This is a genomic window from Roseicyclus sp., from assembly GCF_965662675.1.
Taxonomy (GTDB): domain Bacteria; phylum Pseudomonadota; class Alphaproteobacteria; order Rhodobacterales; family Rhodobacteraceae; genus Roseicyclus.
Genome location: NZ_CBFIIK010000063.1, coordinates 1 through 14730 on the forward strand (window position 1 = coordinate 1; position 14730 = coordinate 14730).

15 protein-coding genes are annotated in these 14730 nt (G+C 62.9%); 13 read left to right on the forward strand and 2 right to left on the reverse strand.

What is annotated here, in order from left to right; translation table 11 throughout:
• Positions 1–4 precede the first annotated feature (4 nt).
• Positions 5–505 carry an acetyl-CoA carboxylase biotin carboxyl carrier protein gene (gene accB, locus ACTG4J_RS10165; RefSeq protein ID WP_439139217.1) on the reverse strand — a complete coding sequence of 167 codons (501 nt, stop codon included), beginning with the start codon at positions 503–505 and terminating at the stop codon, positions 5–7.
• A 313-nt stretch (positions 506–818) separates the two neighbouring features.
• Between accB and ACTG4J_RS10170 the strand changes: the two genes are divergently transcribed.
• Together ACTG4J_RS10170 and preA are read left to right on the forward strand one after the other, a co-directional pair.
• Complete coding sequence (locus ACTG4J_RS10170) at positions 819–2153, forward strand: NAD(P)-dependent oxidoreductase (protein WP_439139218.1); 1335 nt, start codon at positions 819–821, stop codon at positions 2151–2153.
• Positions 2154–2174: 21 nt separating this feature from the next.
• Positions 2175–3479, forward strand: coding sequence for an NAD-dependent dihydropyrimidine dehydrogenase subunit PreA (preA, locus tag ACTG4J_RS10175; RefSeq protein ID WP_439139219.1), 1305 nt, complete (start codon positions 2175–2177; stop codon positions 3477–3479).
• Positions 3480–3570: 91 nt separating this feature from the next.
• On the opposite strand, the gene rutR is transcribed toward preA, so the two are convergent.
• Positions 3571–4182 (reverse strand): HTH-type transcriptional regulator RutR, encoded by a 612-nt coding sequence (rutR, locus tag ACTG4J_RS10180; protein ID WP_439139221.1) that lies wholly within the window; start codon positions 4180–4182, stop codon positions 3571–3573.
• Positions 4183–4424: 242 nt separating this feature from the next.
• On the opposite strand from rutR, the gene ACTG4J_RS10185 reads away from it, so the two are divergent.
• From ACTG4J_RS10185 to ACTG4J_RS10235, 11 genes are all read left to right on the forward strand, one after another.
• Positions 4425–5756 (forward strand): aspartate aminotransferase family protein, encoded by a 1332-nt coding sequence (locus ACTG4J_RS10185; protein ID WP_439139222.1) that lies wholly within the window; start codon positions 4425–4427, stop codon positions 5754–5756.
• 38 nt (positions 5757–5794) lie between these two features.
• Positions 5795–7045 carry a Zn-dependent hydrolase gene (locus ACTG4J_RS10190; RefSeq protein ID WP_439139223.1) on the forward strand — a complete coding sequence of 417 codons (1251 nt, stop codon included), beginning with the start codon at positions 5795–5797 and terminating at the stop codon, positions 7043–7045.
• The gene (locus ACTG4J_RS10195; RefSeq protein ID WP_439139225.1) at positions 7042–7299 is read left to right on the forward strand and encodes a hypothetical protein; all 258 of its coding nucleotides are present in this window, start codon (positions 7042–7044) and stop codon (positions 7297–7299) included. Before ACTG4J_RS10190 ends, ACTG4J_RS10195 begins: the two co-directional genes overlap by 4 nt.
• 26 nt (positions 7300–7325) lie before the next feature.
• Positions 7326–8780: a dihydropyrimidinase gene (gene hydA, locus ACTG4J_RS10200; protein WP_439139227.1), complete on the forward strand. Its 1455-nt coding sequence runs from the start codon at positions 7326–7328 to the stop codon at positions 8778–8780.
• Positions 8780–9601: an ABC transporter ATP-binding protein gene (locus ACTG4J_RS10205; RefSeq protein WP_439139229.1), complete on the forward strand. Its 822-nt coding sequence runs from the start codon at positions 8780–8782 to the stop codon at positions 9599–9601. The genes hydA and ACTG4J_RS10205 overlap by 1 nt, the downstream gene beginning before the upstream one ends.
• Positions 9585–9851, forward strand: coding sequence for a hypothetical protein (locus ACTG4J_RS10210; protein WP_439139231.1), 267 nt, complete (start codon positions 9585–9587; stop codon positions 9849–9851). The genes ACTG4J_RS10205 and ACTG4J_RS10210 overlap by 17 nt, the downstream gene beginning before the upstream one ends.
• A 131-nt stretch (positions 9852–9982) precedes the next feature.
• Positions 9983–10843, forward strand: coding sequence for an ABC transporter permease (locus tag ACTG4J_RS10215; RefSeq protein WP_439139240.1), 861 nt, complete (start codon positions 9983–9985; stop codon positions 10841–10843).
• Positions 10840–11757 carry an ABC transporter permease gene (locus tag ACTG4J_RS10220; RefSeq protein ID WP_439139233.1) on the forward strand — a complete coding sequence of 306 codons (918 nt, stop codon included), beginning with the start codon at positions 10840–10842 and terminating at the stop codon, positions 11755–11757. Before ACTG4J_RS10215 ends, ACTG4J_RS10220 begins: the two co-directional genes overlap by 4 nt.
• 38 nt (positions 11758–11795) lie before the next feature.
• Complete coding sequence (locus ACTG4J_RS10225; protein ID WP_439139235.1) at positions 11796–12779, forward strand: ABC transporter substrate-binding protein; 984 nt, start codon at positions 11796–11798, stop codon at positions 12777–12779.
• A gap of 255 nt (positions 12780–13034) precedes the next feature.
• Positions 13035–14342, forward strand: coding sequence for a short-chain fatty acyl-CoA regulator family protein (locus ACTG4J_RS10230; protein WP_439139237.1), 1308 nt, complete (start codon positions 13035–13037; stop codon positions 14340–14342).
• A gap of 123 nt (positions 14343–14465) precedes the next feature.
• Positions 14466–14730: FAD-dependent oxidoreductase (locus ACTG4J_RS10235; protein WP_439139239.1), on the forward strand; the 265-nt coding region annotated here is incomplete at its 3' end.

Genomic DNA, 14730 nt, shown 5'->3' on the forward strand with positions numbered 1-14730 from the left:
CCGTCTACTCGATGATCATCAGCGGAGCGCCGTATTCGACGGGCGCGCCATCCTCGACGAGAATACGCTTCACAACACCTGCGCGCGGCGCCGGGATCTGGTTCATGGTCTTCATCGCCTCGACGATGAGCAAGGTCTGCCCGGCAGCGACCCGGTCGCCTACTGCGACGAAGGCTTTGGAATCAGGCTCAGGTGACAGATAGATCGTGCCGACCATCGGCGAGGTCACGGCACCGGGCGCTTGTGCGGGATCTTCGATCGCGGTGGGCGCGACGGCCGCCGGGCTGGGTGCTGCGGTGCTGACGGGCTGGGGGGCATGCACAACTGCGGGTGCTGGGGCTGCCATCACTGTTGACTGACGCGCGACGCGGACATTGAGCCAATTATGCTCGCCATATTCGCGCTTCACCTCGACTTCGCTCAGCTCGTTCTTGCGCAAAAGCTCGGCCAAAGCCTCGATGAAGGCCACGTCACTGGCGCGCGTCGCGTCTGTCTTGTCGCTCATCTTCGTCCTCGCAAACTGGGCCGATCCCGGTTTCGGATCGCGCCTTCCGCCTCGGGCCCTGTTTGATCGGTCCCCTGACCATCGCGCTATAGCGCAGGCTTTGCGCCGGGAAAACCCGTTGCGTAAGCAAAGAGCCGCATGGCGCGCCGGATATTTCACCCAGCCTGCGCCTATTTTTTCGGCAAAGCCGCGCTTGGGTGCAGGAATTCTGCATTTTGAATGGGGTGCAAGAAATTTACCGTTTGATAAAAAAATTATCCCGTGCCAGCGTTGCGTGGTCCGATAGCCATTCGCTCGCAGGGGGATATGCCCGATGACGAACAGCCCTTTCACCCCCGGGATCGTGCCTGCGCGGCTCGATGGGCATGTGTTGCAAGAGAATTTCTCTGATCTGCATGCGCCGCTCGATGCGCATGAGGCGCTGGTGGCAGCCGATCGGTGCTATTTCTGCCATGACGCGCCCTGCATCACCGCCTGTCCCACATCCATCGATATCCCGCTTTTCATTCGCCAGATTTCCACGGGCACACCCGAGGCAGCGGCCAAGACGATTTTTGACCAGAATATTCTGGGCGGCATGTGCGCCCGCGTCTGCCCCACGGAAACGCTGTGCGAACAGGCCTGCGTGCGCGAGGCCGCCGAGGGTAAGCCGGTTGAGATCGGGCGCCTGCAGCGTCACGCCACCGACACGCTGATGGCGCAAGGCGTCCACCCCTATAGCCGCGCGGTCGCCACCGGCAAGCGCGTGGCGGTGGTCGGTGCCGGCCCCGCCGGTCTGGCTTGCGCGCACCGCTTGGCGATGCATGGGCATGATGTCGATCTGTTCGACGCACGGCCAAAGGGCGGTGGGCTGAACGAATATGGTATCGCGACCTACAAAGCGACCGATGGCTTTGCCGGGGCGGAACTGGAATGGTTGATGCAGATCGGCGGCATCACACTGCACAAGGGGCGGGCGCTTGGACGCGATCTGTCGCTCGATGCACTTTGCGCCGAATATGATGCGGTCTTTCTCGGCATGGGGCTTGGTGGCGTGAACGCGCTGCGCGCGGCGGGTGAGGATCGGGATGGTGTTCTGGATGCGGTGGATTTCATCGCCGATCTGCGCCAAGCCGATGATCTGGCCAACCTTCCCGTGGGGCGCAACGTGGTGGTGATCGGTGGCGGCATGACCGCCATCGACGCGGCCGTGCAATCCAAGCTTCTGGGGGCCGAGAACGTGACCGTGCTTTACCGTCGTGCGCGCGCGGCGATGCCCGCCAGCCGCTATGAGCAGGATCTGGCGGCCTCCAAGGGGGTGCGCTTCATCTTCAACGCGATGCCTGTCGCGATCTTGGGCAACGGCGTGGTGACGGGCGTTCGGGTGGAATACACGCGGGCCGAGGGGCGCAGCCTTGTCGGCACAGGAGAGACCTTCGACATTCCCGCCGATCAGCTGCTCAAGGCCATTGGTCAGACGCTTACGGGCGCACCCGATGCGCTCGCCCTTGAAGGTGGCAAGATCGCTGTCAGCGGTGCTGGGCGGACCTCTGCCTCCGGTGTCTGGGCGGGTGGCGATTGCGCGGCGGGGGGCGAAGACCTGACCGTGACGGCGGTAGCCCAAGGGCGCGACGCCGCCGAAGACATCCACGCGAGCCTGATGGGCTGAACAGACAGGGAGACCGGGACCATGGCAGATCTTTCCAGCGACTTCCTCGGCATCAAATCGCCCAACCCGTTCTGGCTGGCCTCTGCGCCGCCGACCGACAAGGCCTATAACGTCGTGCGCGCCTTCGAGGCGGGCTGGGGCGGCGTGGTCTGGAAGACGCTGGGCGAGGCGGGGCCGCCCATCGTCAATGTCAACGGCCCGCGCTACGGCGCGATCTGGGGCGCGGACCGGCGTCTTTTGGGGCTGAACAACATCGAATTGATCACCGACCGCCCGCTGGAGGTGAACCTGCGCGAGATCAAGGAGGTCAAGCGCGACTGGCCCGATCGCGCCATGGTCGTCTCGCTCATGGTGCCATGCGAGGAAGAGGCGTGGAAGGCGATCCTGCCCTTGGTCGAGGAAACCGGCGCCGATGGCATCGAACTCAATTTCGGCTGTCCGCATGGCATGAGCGAGCGCGGCATGGGTGCCGCCGTGGGCCAGGTGCCCGAATACATCGAAATGGTCGCGCGCTGGTGCAAGCAAAACACCCGCATGCCCGTGATCGTGAAGCTGACGCCCAATATCACCGATATCCGTTACCCGGCGCGTGCGGCCAAAAGGGGCGGGGCCGATGCGGTCAGCCTGATCAACACGATTTCCTCGATCATCGGTGTCGACCTCGATTCTTTCAGCCCGCAGCCTTCGATCGACGGCAAAGGCAGCCATGGCGGCTATTGCGGCCCGGCGGTCAAGCCCATCGCGCTGAACATGGTGGCCGAGATCGCGCGCGATGCCGAGACACGCGGGATGCCCATATCGGGCATCGGGGGTGTCACCACATGGCGCGACGCGGCCGAGTTTCTGGCGCTCGGTGCGGGCAATGTGCAGGTCTGCACGGCGGCCATGACATATGGTTTCAAGATCGTGCAGGAGATGATCTCGGGTCTGTCGCAATATCTCGACAGCCACGAGATGGCGCTTTCCGATCTGATCGGACGCGCGGTGCCCAATGTCACGGATTGGCAGTATCTCAACCTCAACTACGTCACTAAGGCGCGGATCGATCAGGATGCGTGCATCAAATGCGGGCGCTGCTATGCCGCTTGCGAGGATACCAGCCATCAGGCGATTTCCATGTCGCCCGAGCGCGTGTTCGAGGTGATGGATGACGAATGTGTCGCCTGCAACCTTTGCGTCAATGTTTGCCCGGTGGATGATTGCATCACGATGGAGCGGATGGAGGCCGGAGCGGTCGATCCGCGTACTGGCGTGAACGTGTCCGATGATTATGCCAACTGGACGACCCATCCCAACAACCCCGCCGCGCGCCCGGCGGCCGAATAACGGGCTTGTCCACGATCACGGATGACGCGGGTGAGGGGGGCTGTCTGCCCCCCTCACGCTCCCCCCGAGAGTATTTTCGAAGCAAAGATGATCAGGGCGCCAGCAGCCGAGCGAAGAGCGTGTCGAGAAAGCCTTCGGCCTCGGCCAAAGGGTCCCGATCTGCGCCGAGCACGGCGCGGATCTGCACATCGAAATCGGCGTAATGTTGCGTCAGCGCCCAGATCGAGAAGATCAGGTGATGCGGGTCGACATCGGCGATGCGTCCGGATTTGGACCATCCCGCGATGATGGTTGATTTTTCGTCGACAAGGGCCTTGAGGTCGGTGGCAAGCGCGGCTTGCATGCGCGGCGCGCCTTGGACGATCTCATTGGCGAAAAGGCGTGATTGGCGCGGGTAGTCGCGGCTGAGTTCGAGCTTGCGGCGCACATAGGCGCGTAGTTCCGCGACAGGGTCGCCATCGGCATCGAGATCGCGCAGCGGATCGAGCCAGGTATCCATCAGCTGGCTCAACAGCGTGACATGGATCGCTTCCTTGGAAGGGAAGTAGTAGAGCAGGTTCGGCTTGGACAGCCCGGCCTCGGTCGCGATCATGTCGAGGGTCGCGCCGCGAAAGCCATGCTGCGAAAAGACCTCGAGCGCGGCGTCGAGGATGGTTTCGCGGTTCTTTTGTTGAATGCGCGTGCGCGGATGCTGCAATCCCATGGTGCTATCTGACCTTGCAAGCCAGCGTGGCACAAGTGCTGTTTCGCGATCTGCCGCGCATCTGGGCCGCGATGCGCAATCATGCATCATTTACCTTGTCTTTATGCGCGGGCTGGCTGAGAATTTCGCCTTGGGATGTTGACTGGCACAGCGCCTCTGCTAGCGTCTGATTGACCATTTGGTCAAAAACAATCCAGCGGTTCGGCGGCGCGCGCCCGGACCGGCAAAAAGGGAATGCCGCCATGGCGCTTGACCGTTCCAACCCCGTTCCGAATGACCTGTCCGCATTTTGGATGCCCTTCACCGCGAACCGCCAGTTCAAGAAGGCGCCGCGCATGTTGGTGGGTGCTGACCGGATGCATTACCGCACCGCTGATGGGCGCGAGGTGCTGGACGGTGTGGCGGGGCTGTGGTGCTGCAATGCGGGTCATAATCGGCCCAAGATCGTCGAGGCGATCCGCCAACAGGCGGGTGAGTTGGATTATGCGCCCGCCTTCCAGATGGGCCACCCCAAGGCGTTCGAGCTGGCCAACCGCCTGCGCGACATGGCGCCAAGTGCGATGGAGCATGTGTTTTTCACCAATTCCGGGTCCGAGGCGGTCGAGACTGCTCTCAAGATCGCCATCGCCTATCAGCGCGCCATCGGTCAGGGCACGCGCACGCGTCTGATCGGGCGCGAGCGCGGCTATCATGGGGTGAATTTCGGCGGGATTTCCGTGGGCGGCATCGTCAACAACCGCAAGTTCTTCGGCACGCTTTTGAACGGTGTCGACCATCTGCCGCATACTCACCAGCTTGCCAAGAATGCCTATAGCCGGGGCCAGCCCGAGCATGGGGCCGATCTTGCCGATGAGTTGGAGCGGATTGTTGCGCTGCATGGCCCCGAAACCGTGGCCGCCGTGATCGTGGAGCCGGTGGCGGGCTCGACCGGCGTACTGATCCCGCCAAAGGGCTATCTGCAACGCCTGCGCGAATTGACGCGCAAGCATGGCATCTTGCTGATCTTCGACGAGGTGATCACAGGTTTCGGCCGCCTTGGCGCGCCCTTTGCCGCCGATTATTTCGACGTCATGCCCGACATGATCACCTGCGCCAAGGGGCTGACCAATGGCGTGATCCCGATGGGGGCGGTTCTGGCCACCAAGGAGATCCATGACGCCTTCATGAACGGCCCCGAGCATGTGATCGAGCTGTTCCACGGCTACACCTATTCGGGCAACCCCATCGCCTCGGCGGCGGGTCTTGCCACGCTTGAGACATACCGCGAAGAGGGGCTTTTCGAGCGCGCCGCCGAGATCGCGCCCTATTGGGAGGATGCGGTCCATAGCCTGAAGGGGCTGCCGCATGTGATCGATATCCGCAACCTTGGCCTGATCGCCGGGGTGGAGTTGGAGCCCATCGCGGGCGAGCCGACCAAGCGGGCCTTCTCGGCCTTTCTCGATGCTTATGAGAACAATGTGATGATCCGCACCACGGGCGACATCATCGCCATGTCGCCACCCCTGATCATCGAGAAAAGTCATATCGACACGCTGATCGGAACGGTGGCGGACGTTCTTAAACGTTTGCATTAATTTCGACGCGCAAGCCGATGCTATAAAAGGAACATTCTATGGCCGCGCCCGGCGAGAATATGAAGATCAATGGCGAGCGGCTATGGGATGCCCTCATGGAAATGGCCAAGATCGGCCCCGGTGTGGCGGGTGGCAACAACCGCCAAACGCTGACCGACGAGGATGCACAGGGCCGCGCGCTGTTCCAAAGCTGGTGTCAGGCCGCGGGCATGCGCATGGGCGTGGACCAGATGGGCAACATGTTCGCCCGGCGCGAAGGCACCGACCCCGATGCGCTGCCGGTTTATGTCGGAAGCCATCTCGATACCCAGCCCACTGGCGGCAAATATGACGGGGTCTTGGGCGTCTTGGGCGGGCTTGAGGTGATCCGCACGCTCAACGATCTGGGGATCAAGACGCGCCATCCCATCGTCGTCGTGAACTGGACCAACGAGGAAGGCACGCGCTTTGCGCCTGCGATGCTCGCTTCGGGCGTTTTCGCGGGGCGACACACGCAGGATTGGGCTTATGACCGCATCGATGCGCAGGGCAAGCGCTTCGGCGATGAGTTGGCGCGGATCGGCTGGAAAGGCAGCGAACCGGTCGGCAACCGGCCGATGAAAGCGTTTTTCGAGTTGCACATTGAACAGGGCCCGATCCTCGAGGCCGAAGGGGTCGAGATCGGCGTCGTCACCCATGGTCAGGGGTTGCGCTGGATCGAATGCACCATCACCGGGGTCGAAAGCCACACAGGCTCCACGCCCATGGCGATGCGCCGCAATGCGGGGCGGGGTTTGGCGCTGGTCACCGAGTTGGTGCATCAGATCGCGATGGCGCAGCAACCGGGCGCAGTGGGCGCGATCGGGCATGTCGATGTCTACCCGAACTCGCGCAACATCATTCCCGGCAAGGTGGTCTGCACCGTCGATTTCCGCAGCCATATCCTCGACAAGCTGAACGCGATGGTCGAAGAATTGATGGACCGCGCGCCTGCGATCTGCGCCGATATCGGGGTGGAGTTTTCTGCCCAGATCGTCGGTCAGTTCGATCCGCCGGCCTTTGACAGCGATTGCGTGGGAGCGATCCGCGATGCAGCTGTACGGCTAGGGCATAGCCATATGGATATCGTCTCGGGCGCTGGCCATGATGCGTGCTGGATCAACGATGTGGCCCCGACTGCGATGGTGATGTGTCCTTGCGTCGGTGGGCTGAGCCATAATGAGGCCGAAGAGATCAGCCCCGCATGGGCGGCGGCCGGGACGAATGTATTGTTTCACGCTGTAGTAGCGACCGCGGAGATTGTTGAATGAGATTTGTTTTCGGTATGGCGCTTGCGACGGTTTTCGGCCTTTCGGCCTGTGTCTCGACGACACCCGAGGGGGAAACCGAACAAGTCAGCGAACAGGTCCGTGCCTTGGCGGCACCGGGCCAAGATCTGACGCAAGTCCGCCTCGAGAGCGATGGCTGCTACTGGTACCGCTACGACGGGCCGGTGGAGACGACATTCTTGCCACTTCTGACGCGCGATGACCGCATGATCTGTGTGCGCGCGCCTGCGAGCTGATCGAAACACAACCGGGGGAAGACGCGATGAGCACAGTGATCAAGGGCGGAACGATCGTGACGGCCGATTTGAGCTATGCGGCCGATCTACGGATCACGGCAGGCAAGATCACCGAAATCGGCCCCGATCTCAAGGGCGACACGGTGCTGGATGCCGCGGGCTGCTACGTCATGCCCGGCGGCATCGACCCGCATACCCATCTGGAAATGCCGTTCATGGGCACCTATTCCGCTGATGATTTCGAGAGCGGCACGCGTGCGGCGCTTTCGGGCGGCACCACGATGGTGATCGATTTCGCCCTGCCCAGCCCCGGCCAAGGCCTGCTCGATGCGCTCAAGATGTGGGACAACAAGGCGGGGCGGGCCAATTGCGACTATTCTTACCATATGGCGGTCACATGGTGGGGCGAACAGGTCTTTGACGAGATGAAGGCGGTGATCAACGATCGCGGGATCAACACCTTCAAGCATTTCATGGCCTACAAGGGCGCGCTCATGGTCAATGACGATGAGCTGTTCGCCTCGTTCAACCGCTTGGCCGAGTTGGGCGGCATCGCCATGGTCCATGCCGAGAATGGCGATGTGGTGGCCGAACTGACTGCCAAGCTATTGGCCGAGGGCAATACCGGCCCCGAAGCGCATGCATATTCGCGCCCCGCGCAGGTCGAGGGTGAGGCCACGAACCGCGCCATCATGATCGCCGATATGGCGGGCGTGCCGCTTTACGTCGTCCATGTCTCGTCCGAGGATGCACATGAGGCGATCCGGCGGGCGCGGTCGCTTGGCAAGCGGGTCTGGGGCGAGCCGTTGATCCAGCATTTGACGCTGGATGAAAGCGAGTATTTCCACCCCGATTGGGACCATGCCGCGCGCCGCGTGATGAGCCCACCCTTCCGCAACAAAAAGCATCAAGACAGCCTCTGGGCGGGCCTGATGAGCGGGTCGCTATCGGTCGTGGCGACGGATCATTGTGCTTTCACCACCGAGCAAAAGCGCTACGGCGTTGGCGATTTCTCGAAAATCCCCAATGGCACCGGCGGGCTTGAGGACCGGATGCCGATGCTGTGGACGCATGGGGTGGCGACAGGGCGGCTGACGCCCAATGAATTCGTCGCGATCACCTCGACCAATATCGCGAAGATCTTGAATTGCTATCCGAAAAAGGGCGCGATCCTCGTTGGCGCGGATGCCGATATCGTGGTCTGGGATCCGACCAAGGAAAAGACCATCGCCGCCAAGACGCAGCAATCGGCGATCGATTACAACGTCTTCGAAGGGCACAAGGTCAAGGGCCTGCCGCGTTTCACGCTGACGCGCGGGCATGTGGCAGTCCATGATGGCGAGATCCGCACCCAAGAGGGCCATGGCCAGTTCGTGAAGCGGCCCGGCAACGGCACGGTCAACCGCGCGCTGTCGACATGGAAAGAGTTGACGGCCCCGCGCCCTGTCGAGCGCTCGGGCATCCCGGTGACAGGCGTGTGATGGCGCAAGCAGCCCGGCAAGCCGATATGGACCCCGCCCCACAACTGCCTGTGATCGCGGCGAAAAACCTCGATCTTGTCTTCGAGGCCGCCGATGGTCCGGTGCAGGCCTTGCGCGATGTGACCCTGTCCATCGGCAAGGGCGAGTTCGTCAGCTTCATCGGCCCCTCGGGCTGTGGCAAGACCACGCTCCTGCGCGTCATCGCGGCGTTGGAGCAGCCGACGGGCGGTACCATCACCGTCAACGGCATGACGCCTGACGCGGCGCGGATGCAGCGTGCCTATGGCTATGTCTTTCAGGCCGCTGGCCTTTACCCGTGGCGGACGATCGAAAAGAATATCAAGCTGCCCTTGGAAATCATGGGCTTTGACCGCGCCGAACAAGACAGGCGCGTGCGCGACGTGCTGGCCTTGGTCGATCTGGCGGGGTTCGGAAAGAAATTCCCGTGGCAGTTATCGGGGGGCATGCAGCAGCGCGCCTCCATCGCGCGCGCGCTGGCCTATGATGCCGATATCTTGCTGATGGATGAACCCTTCGGCGCGCTGGACGAGATCGTGCGCGACCATCTGAACGAACAGCTTTTGACGCTTTGGGCGCGGACCGAAAAGACCATCGGCTTCGTCACCCATTCCATCCCCGAGGCGGTCTACCTCTCGACCAAGATCGTCGTGATGTCGCCCCGGCCGGGCCGGATCACCGATATCATCGAAAGCGATCTGCCACGCGAGCGGCCGCTCGATATCCGCGACACGCCCGCGTTTCTGGCCATCGCCCATCGCGTCCGCGAGGGCCTGCGCGCGGGGCATGCCTATGAGGACTAGCGCCATCCGGCGGGCGACGCGGATCGCGGTCGTGGGTGGGCTCGGTCTCGGGGCGGCCGTCTGTGCGCTGATCGCGGTCGCGGCGCGCGCGGACTTCGTGTTTCGCGGATGTGACGATATCCCCCGCGCGGAATGGGAGGCGACAGTGAATTGCCTTGATGGCTGGTTCGCGCAGGTTGTGATGTCCGGGCTGGCACTCGGCATTTTAGCGGCCTCGGCGCTGGTCTGGCAGCGGGGTCGCTCAGCATGAGCATGGCGGCTCCCATCGACAACGCCCCTTGCGCCTTGTGCGCGGCCCTGCGCCGGATCGTTGGCGGCGCGCTGCCCGTTCTTGCCATCGTCGCCGTGATCGTCGCGATCTGGTATCTGGCGGCCATCGGCATGAACCGGGCCTGGACCTTGGATCAGGCGCAGCGCACGGGCGCGGCGCTGTCGCAGGTCGAAGTGATCGCCGAGACGATGGGCCAAGAGCGCCCCGTTCTGCCCGCGCCCCATCAGGTCGCGGCCGAGATCTGGAACACGACCATCGGCGAGCCGCTGATGCGCGAGCGGCGCGGCCAGATGCAGGGCAATCCGCGCAACCTGATATTTCATGCCTATCACACGCTCTGGCCCACGCTGTTGGGCTTCGCCATCGGTGGCTTTCTGGGCGTCTTGCTGGCGGTTGGGATCGTGCATAGCCGCGCGATGGACCTCAGCGTCATGCCTTGGGCCATCGCAAGCCAAACCATCCCGATCCTTGCCGTGGCGCCGATCATCGTGGTGGTGGTCTCGAACCTGCCCGCGCTGAACGCTGCGGTCGATCAGGGCTGGATCAGCGATGACACCAAGCTCTTGGTGCCCAAGGCGCTCATCTCCTCCTATCTCAGCTTTTTTCCGGTCGTCGTCGGCATGGTGGCGGGGCTGCGCAGCCCGCAGGCCAGCGATCTTGATCTGATGCGCACCTATTCGGCGAGCCGCCCCCAGACATTTTGGAAACTGCGCCTGCCCGCTGCGGTGCCGTTTCTGTTCACCTCGCTCAAGGTCTCGATTGCGGCGGCGCTGGTGGGCACGATCGTGGCCGAACTGCCCACCGGCGCGCGTTTCGGCCTTGGGGCAAGGTTGCTGACGGGCAGCTATTACGGCCAGACGATCCAGATCTGGTCGGCGCTGTTCATGGCGGCGATCTGCGCGGCGGCTTTGGTGATGATCTTGGGTGCGCTGGAACGGGTGGTTCTCAAACGCATGGGGGCAGGGGCATGAGGGCGGTCGTTCTTGCGCCTTGGGGCTTGCCCGCGCTGGGCGTGGCGCTGATTGCTTGGGCCGCACTCAACGACACGCGTCTTGCGCTGATCTTGGCCGTTTGGTTCGGAGCTTGGGCGCTCAACGCCTATGTGTCGACGCGCGCGCGCAGCCGTGGCGCGCGGCTGATTGTGCCGCTGATCTTTGGTGTGACGCTTCTCGCGCTATGGGAAATGGCGGTCCAGCTCTACGATATTTCCTTTGTCATCTTGCCCGCACCCTCGGCGATCTGGGCGCGGATGATCACGGAAACCGACGTGCTGTGGGCCGATTTCCAGCAAACCATCCTCAAGGGCGCGCTGGCGGGCTATGCGATGGGCTGTGGTGCAGCCTTTTTGACCGCGCTGGCGGTGGACCGCTCGCCGTTTTTGCAGCGCGGGCTGTTGCCCGTCGGCAATTTCATCGCCGCACTGCCTATCGTCGGCACGGCCCCCATTTTCGTCATGTGGTTCGGTTTCGGCTGGCAGTCGAAATCAGCCGTCGTGGTGGCGATGGTGTTTTTCCCGATGCTGGTCAATTGCGTCCAAGGGCTCAAGGCGTCCGAGGCCATGCAGCGCGATTTGATGCGCACCTATGCGGCCAGCTACGGCCAGACGCTGCGCAAGCTGCGCTTGCTCACGGCGCTGCCTTTCATCTTCAACGGGTTGAAGATCTGCACGACTCTTGCGCTGATCGGGGCGATTGTCGCTGAATTTTTCGGCTCTCCCACTGTCGGGATGGGATTTCGTATCAAGATCGAGATGGGCCGTCTGGCCATGGATATGGTCTGGGCCGAGATTGCCGTGGCCGCGCTGGCCGGTTCGCTGTTTTACGGAATTGTGGCGTTGATCGAGCGCAAAACAACATTCTGGCACCCGTCGCAAAGACGGGGCTGACACGCCCATCACGATGGGTCCAACCTGGAGGGAAGACAATGAAAAACTTACTGATCCCAACGCTTGCATTGAGCATGGCCGCAGGTGCGGCACAGGCGCAAGACGAGGTGACATTGCAGTTGCAATGGGTGACGCAATCCCAGTTCGCGGGTTACTATGTGGCGCTCGAGAATGGCTATTACGAGGCCGAGGGGCTGGATGTGACGATCTTGCCCGGTGGTCCCGACATCGCACCGCCACAGGTTCTGGCCGGGGGTGCCGCGGATGCCATGCTGAACTGGATGCCTTCGGCCTTGGCTGCGCGCGAGCGGGGGCTGCCGGTGGTCAACATCGCCCAGCCCTTCGTGCGCTCGGGCCTGCAGCTGACCTGTTGGAAAGATAGCGGCATTGCCGAGCCCGCCGATCTGGCCGGCCATACGGTCGCACACTGGTTTTTCGGCAATGAATATCCGTTCATGGGCTGGATGAGCCAGCTGGGTATCCCGATCGATGGGTCGGAAAATGGCGTCACGCTGCTTCAGGCCGGCTTCAACGTCGATCCGCTGTTGCAGCGTCAGGCCGATTGCATCTCGACCATGACCTATAACGAATATTGGCAGATCATCGATGCGGGCGTCAGCCCCGAGGAACTCGTGACCTTCCGCTATTCCGATTACGGCATGGATACGCTCGAGGATGGTATCTACGTGCTGGAGGACAACCTCAACGATCCCGCCTTCTTCGACAAGATGACCCGCTTCGTGCGTGCCTCGATGAAGGGCTGGGAATGGGCGGCAGCCAATCCCGATGACGCGGCGATGATCGTGCTCGATTACGACGAGACCGGCGCGCAGACCGAAACCCATCAAAAGCGGATGATGGGCGAGATCGCGCTTCTGGTGGCCGGCGGCAATGGCACGCTGGACGAGGCATCCTATGCCCGGACGGTGCGCACGCTGCTTGAGGGAGGTGACGCGGTCATCACCGCAGAGCCCAGCGGCGCATGGACCCATGCGGTGACGGACGCCGCCTTGGCCAACTGATCGCCTTGTTTTGAGCTGCGCATCAGCCCCGGGGTAACCCGGGGCTGTTGTCGTCTCATACCTTCTGATCTTGGGGGCGTAGATTGCCAGGATCAGCTTCTTTTCCAGCTTTGCCAAAGCCATTTGGCTTATGGTGAAGTTTTGTAAACTTACCGATAACCCATTCATAAAGGGATGCTTTCCTGTTAAGCTCGGGCAAGCAAAAATCGCAGGTTCTTGATGTCTTCCAGCTCACCCCTTTCGCGGCGGACGCAGTTGACCGGCAATCGCATCCGCGAGCGCCGATTGGTGCTTGGCATCAAACAGGCTGATCTGGCGGAGATGGTGGGCATTTCCGCCTCTTATCTCAATTTGATCGAGCATAACCGCCGCCGTATCGGTGGAAAGCTCTTGGTCGGGCTGGCCCGTGCGCTTGCCGTCGAACCCGCGCAGTTGAGCGAAGGGGCCGATGCGACGCTTTACGACGCGTTGCAATCGGTTGCCCGCGATCAGGCGGGCAATCTTGACGCGCCGCCCGAAACCGACCGGATCGACGAGATGGCGGGCCGTTTTCCCGGTTGGGCCGCGCTGATCGCCGCACAGCAAAAGCGTATCGCCGGGCTCGAGGCGATGGTCGAGGGGTTGCGCGACCGCATCGGGCATGACCCGCTTTTGGCCGAAGCGATGCACGAGGTCGTGTCGAGTGTGGCCGCCATCCGCTCGACCGCCGATATCTTGGTGCGTGAGGCCGATATCGACCCGGTCTGGCGGGGACGGTTTCACCGCAACCTGCATGAAGAGGCCGAGCGGCTATCGACGCGGGCCACAGCCCTGATCCATCATTTCGAGCCTGACGCCGCCGAGGCCGATGCACGTGGTGCCTCGACGCCGACCGAAACTGTCGAGGCCATGTTCGAGGCCGCAGGCCATCATTTCCCCGAGATCGAGGTGCATGGGGCCGCGGCTATTCCGGCGGTGCTGATGCGCGCGGCGGGCATGGGCGATCCGGCCACGCGGGCCTTGGGCGAGCGTTGGCTGATGGCCTATGCGGCGGATGCCGCGCGGCTTCCACTGCCGGTGATGCGCCCCGCCGCGGAAGCCGCGGGGCATGACCCGGCGCTGCTTTTGGGGTTGGGGCAGGGCGATGTCGCCTTGGTCTTGCGCAGGCTTGCCACCTTGCCACGACAAACCGAGGCGACGGCGGGTGCGCCGCCCTTTGGGCTTGCCGTATGCGATGGCTCGGGCGCCTTGATCTTTCGCCGCCGCCTCGCGGCTTTCTCGATCCCGCGCTTCGGGGCGGGCTGCCCCCTTTGGCCGCTCTACCGCGCGCTGGGCCGTCCCGGCCAGCCCGAGATGTCGCTGATCGAAATGCCACAAGGGGCACAGTTTCGTGCATGGGCGATCAGCCAGCCCGCCGCCCCAACCGGCTTTGGCGAGGCCCCGGTGATGCAGGCGGTGATGCTGTTGACGCCGGTCCCGCCCGAGGCACAGGTGACATCGGCGACACATGCGGGCGCTGCCGCGATTGCCGCAGGGCCGGGCTGCCATCTTTGCCCAAGGATGGCTTGCCCCGCGCGCCGTTGAGCTTGCTTGACCAGAACGTATCCGTCTGTATACAGCCGTATAAAAATGAATCCGAATGAGCCGCTCATACCCGTGCGGCCCATGAAAAAGATCCGTCCAAGAATAGCGACGAGGAGCCACGAGATGAGCAGCCCAAGCGCGCCCAGCGTCGATGTTCTGGTGATCGGTGGGGGCAATGTCGCGCTTTGCGCCGCGATCGAAGCGCGCCGCCAAGGCGCTTCGGTCATGGTGGTCGAGGCCGCGCCCAAGGTCTATCGCGGCGGCAACACGCGCCACACCCGCAACCTGCGCTGCGCCCATGACGAGGGCAACGAAATCCTGACCGGCCCATACCCCGAGGACGAGTTCTGGGATGATCTGATGCGCGTCACGGGGGGCGAGACCGACC

Bases quoted from the DNA above. Each gene is read 5' to 3' on its own strand.
- accB (WP_439139217.1), bottom strand. From the start codon at position 505: ATGAGCGACAAGACAGACGCGACGCGCGCCAGTGACGTGGCCTTCATC.
- ACTG4J_RS10170 (WP_439139218.1), top strand. From the start codon at position 819: ATGACGAACAGCCCTTTCACCCCCGGGATCGTGCCTGCGCGGCTCGAT.
- preA (WP_439139219.1), top strand. From the start codon at position 2,175: ATGGCAGATCTTTCCAGCGACTTCCTCGGCATCAAATCGCCCAACCCG.
- rutR (WP_439139221.1), bottom strand. From the start codon at position 4,182: ATGGGATTGCAGCATCCGCGCACGCGCATTCAACAAAAGAACCGCGAA.
- ACTG4J_RS10185 (WP_439139222.1), top strand. From the start codon at position 4,425: ATGGCGCTTGACCGTTCCAACCCCGTTCCGAATGACCTGTCCGCATTT.
- ACTG4J_RS10190 (WP_439139223.1), top strand. From the start codon at position 5,795: ATGGCCGCGCCCGGCGAGAATATGAAGATCAATGGCGAGCGGCTATGG.
- ACTG4J_RS10195 (WP_439139225.1), top strand. From the start codon at position 7,042: ATGAGATTTGTTTTCGGTATGGCGCTTGCGACGGTTTTCGGCCTTTCG.
- hydA (WP_439139227.1), top strand. From the start codon at position 7,326: ATGAGCACAGTGATCAAGGGCGGAACGATCGTGACGGCCGATTTGAGC.
- ACTG4J_RS10205 (WP_439139229.1), top strand. From the start codon at position 8,780: ATGGCGCAAGCAGCCCGGCAAGCCGATATGGACCCCGCCCCACAACTG.
- ACTG4J_RS10210 (WP_439139231.1), top strand. From the start codon at position 9,585: ATGCCTATGAGGACTAGCGCCATCCGGCGGGCGACGCGGATCGCGGTC.
- ACTG4J_RS10215 (WP_439139240.1), top strand. From the start codon at position 9,983: ATGAACCGGGCCTGGACCTTGGATCAGGCGCAGCGCACGGGCGCGGCG.
- ACTG4J_RS10220 (WP_439139233.1), top strand. From the start codon at position 10,840: ATGAGGGCGGTCGTTCTTGCGCCTTGGGGCTTGCCCGCGCTGGGCGTG.
- ACTG4J_RS10225 (WP_439139235.1), top strand. From the start codon at position 11,796: ATGAAAAACTTACTGATCCCAACGCTTGCATTGAGCATGGCCGCAGGT.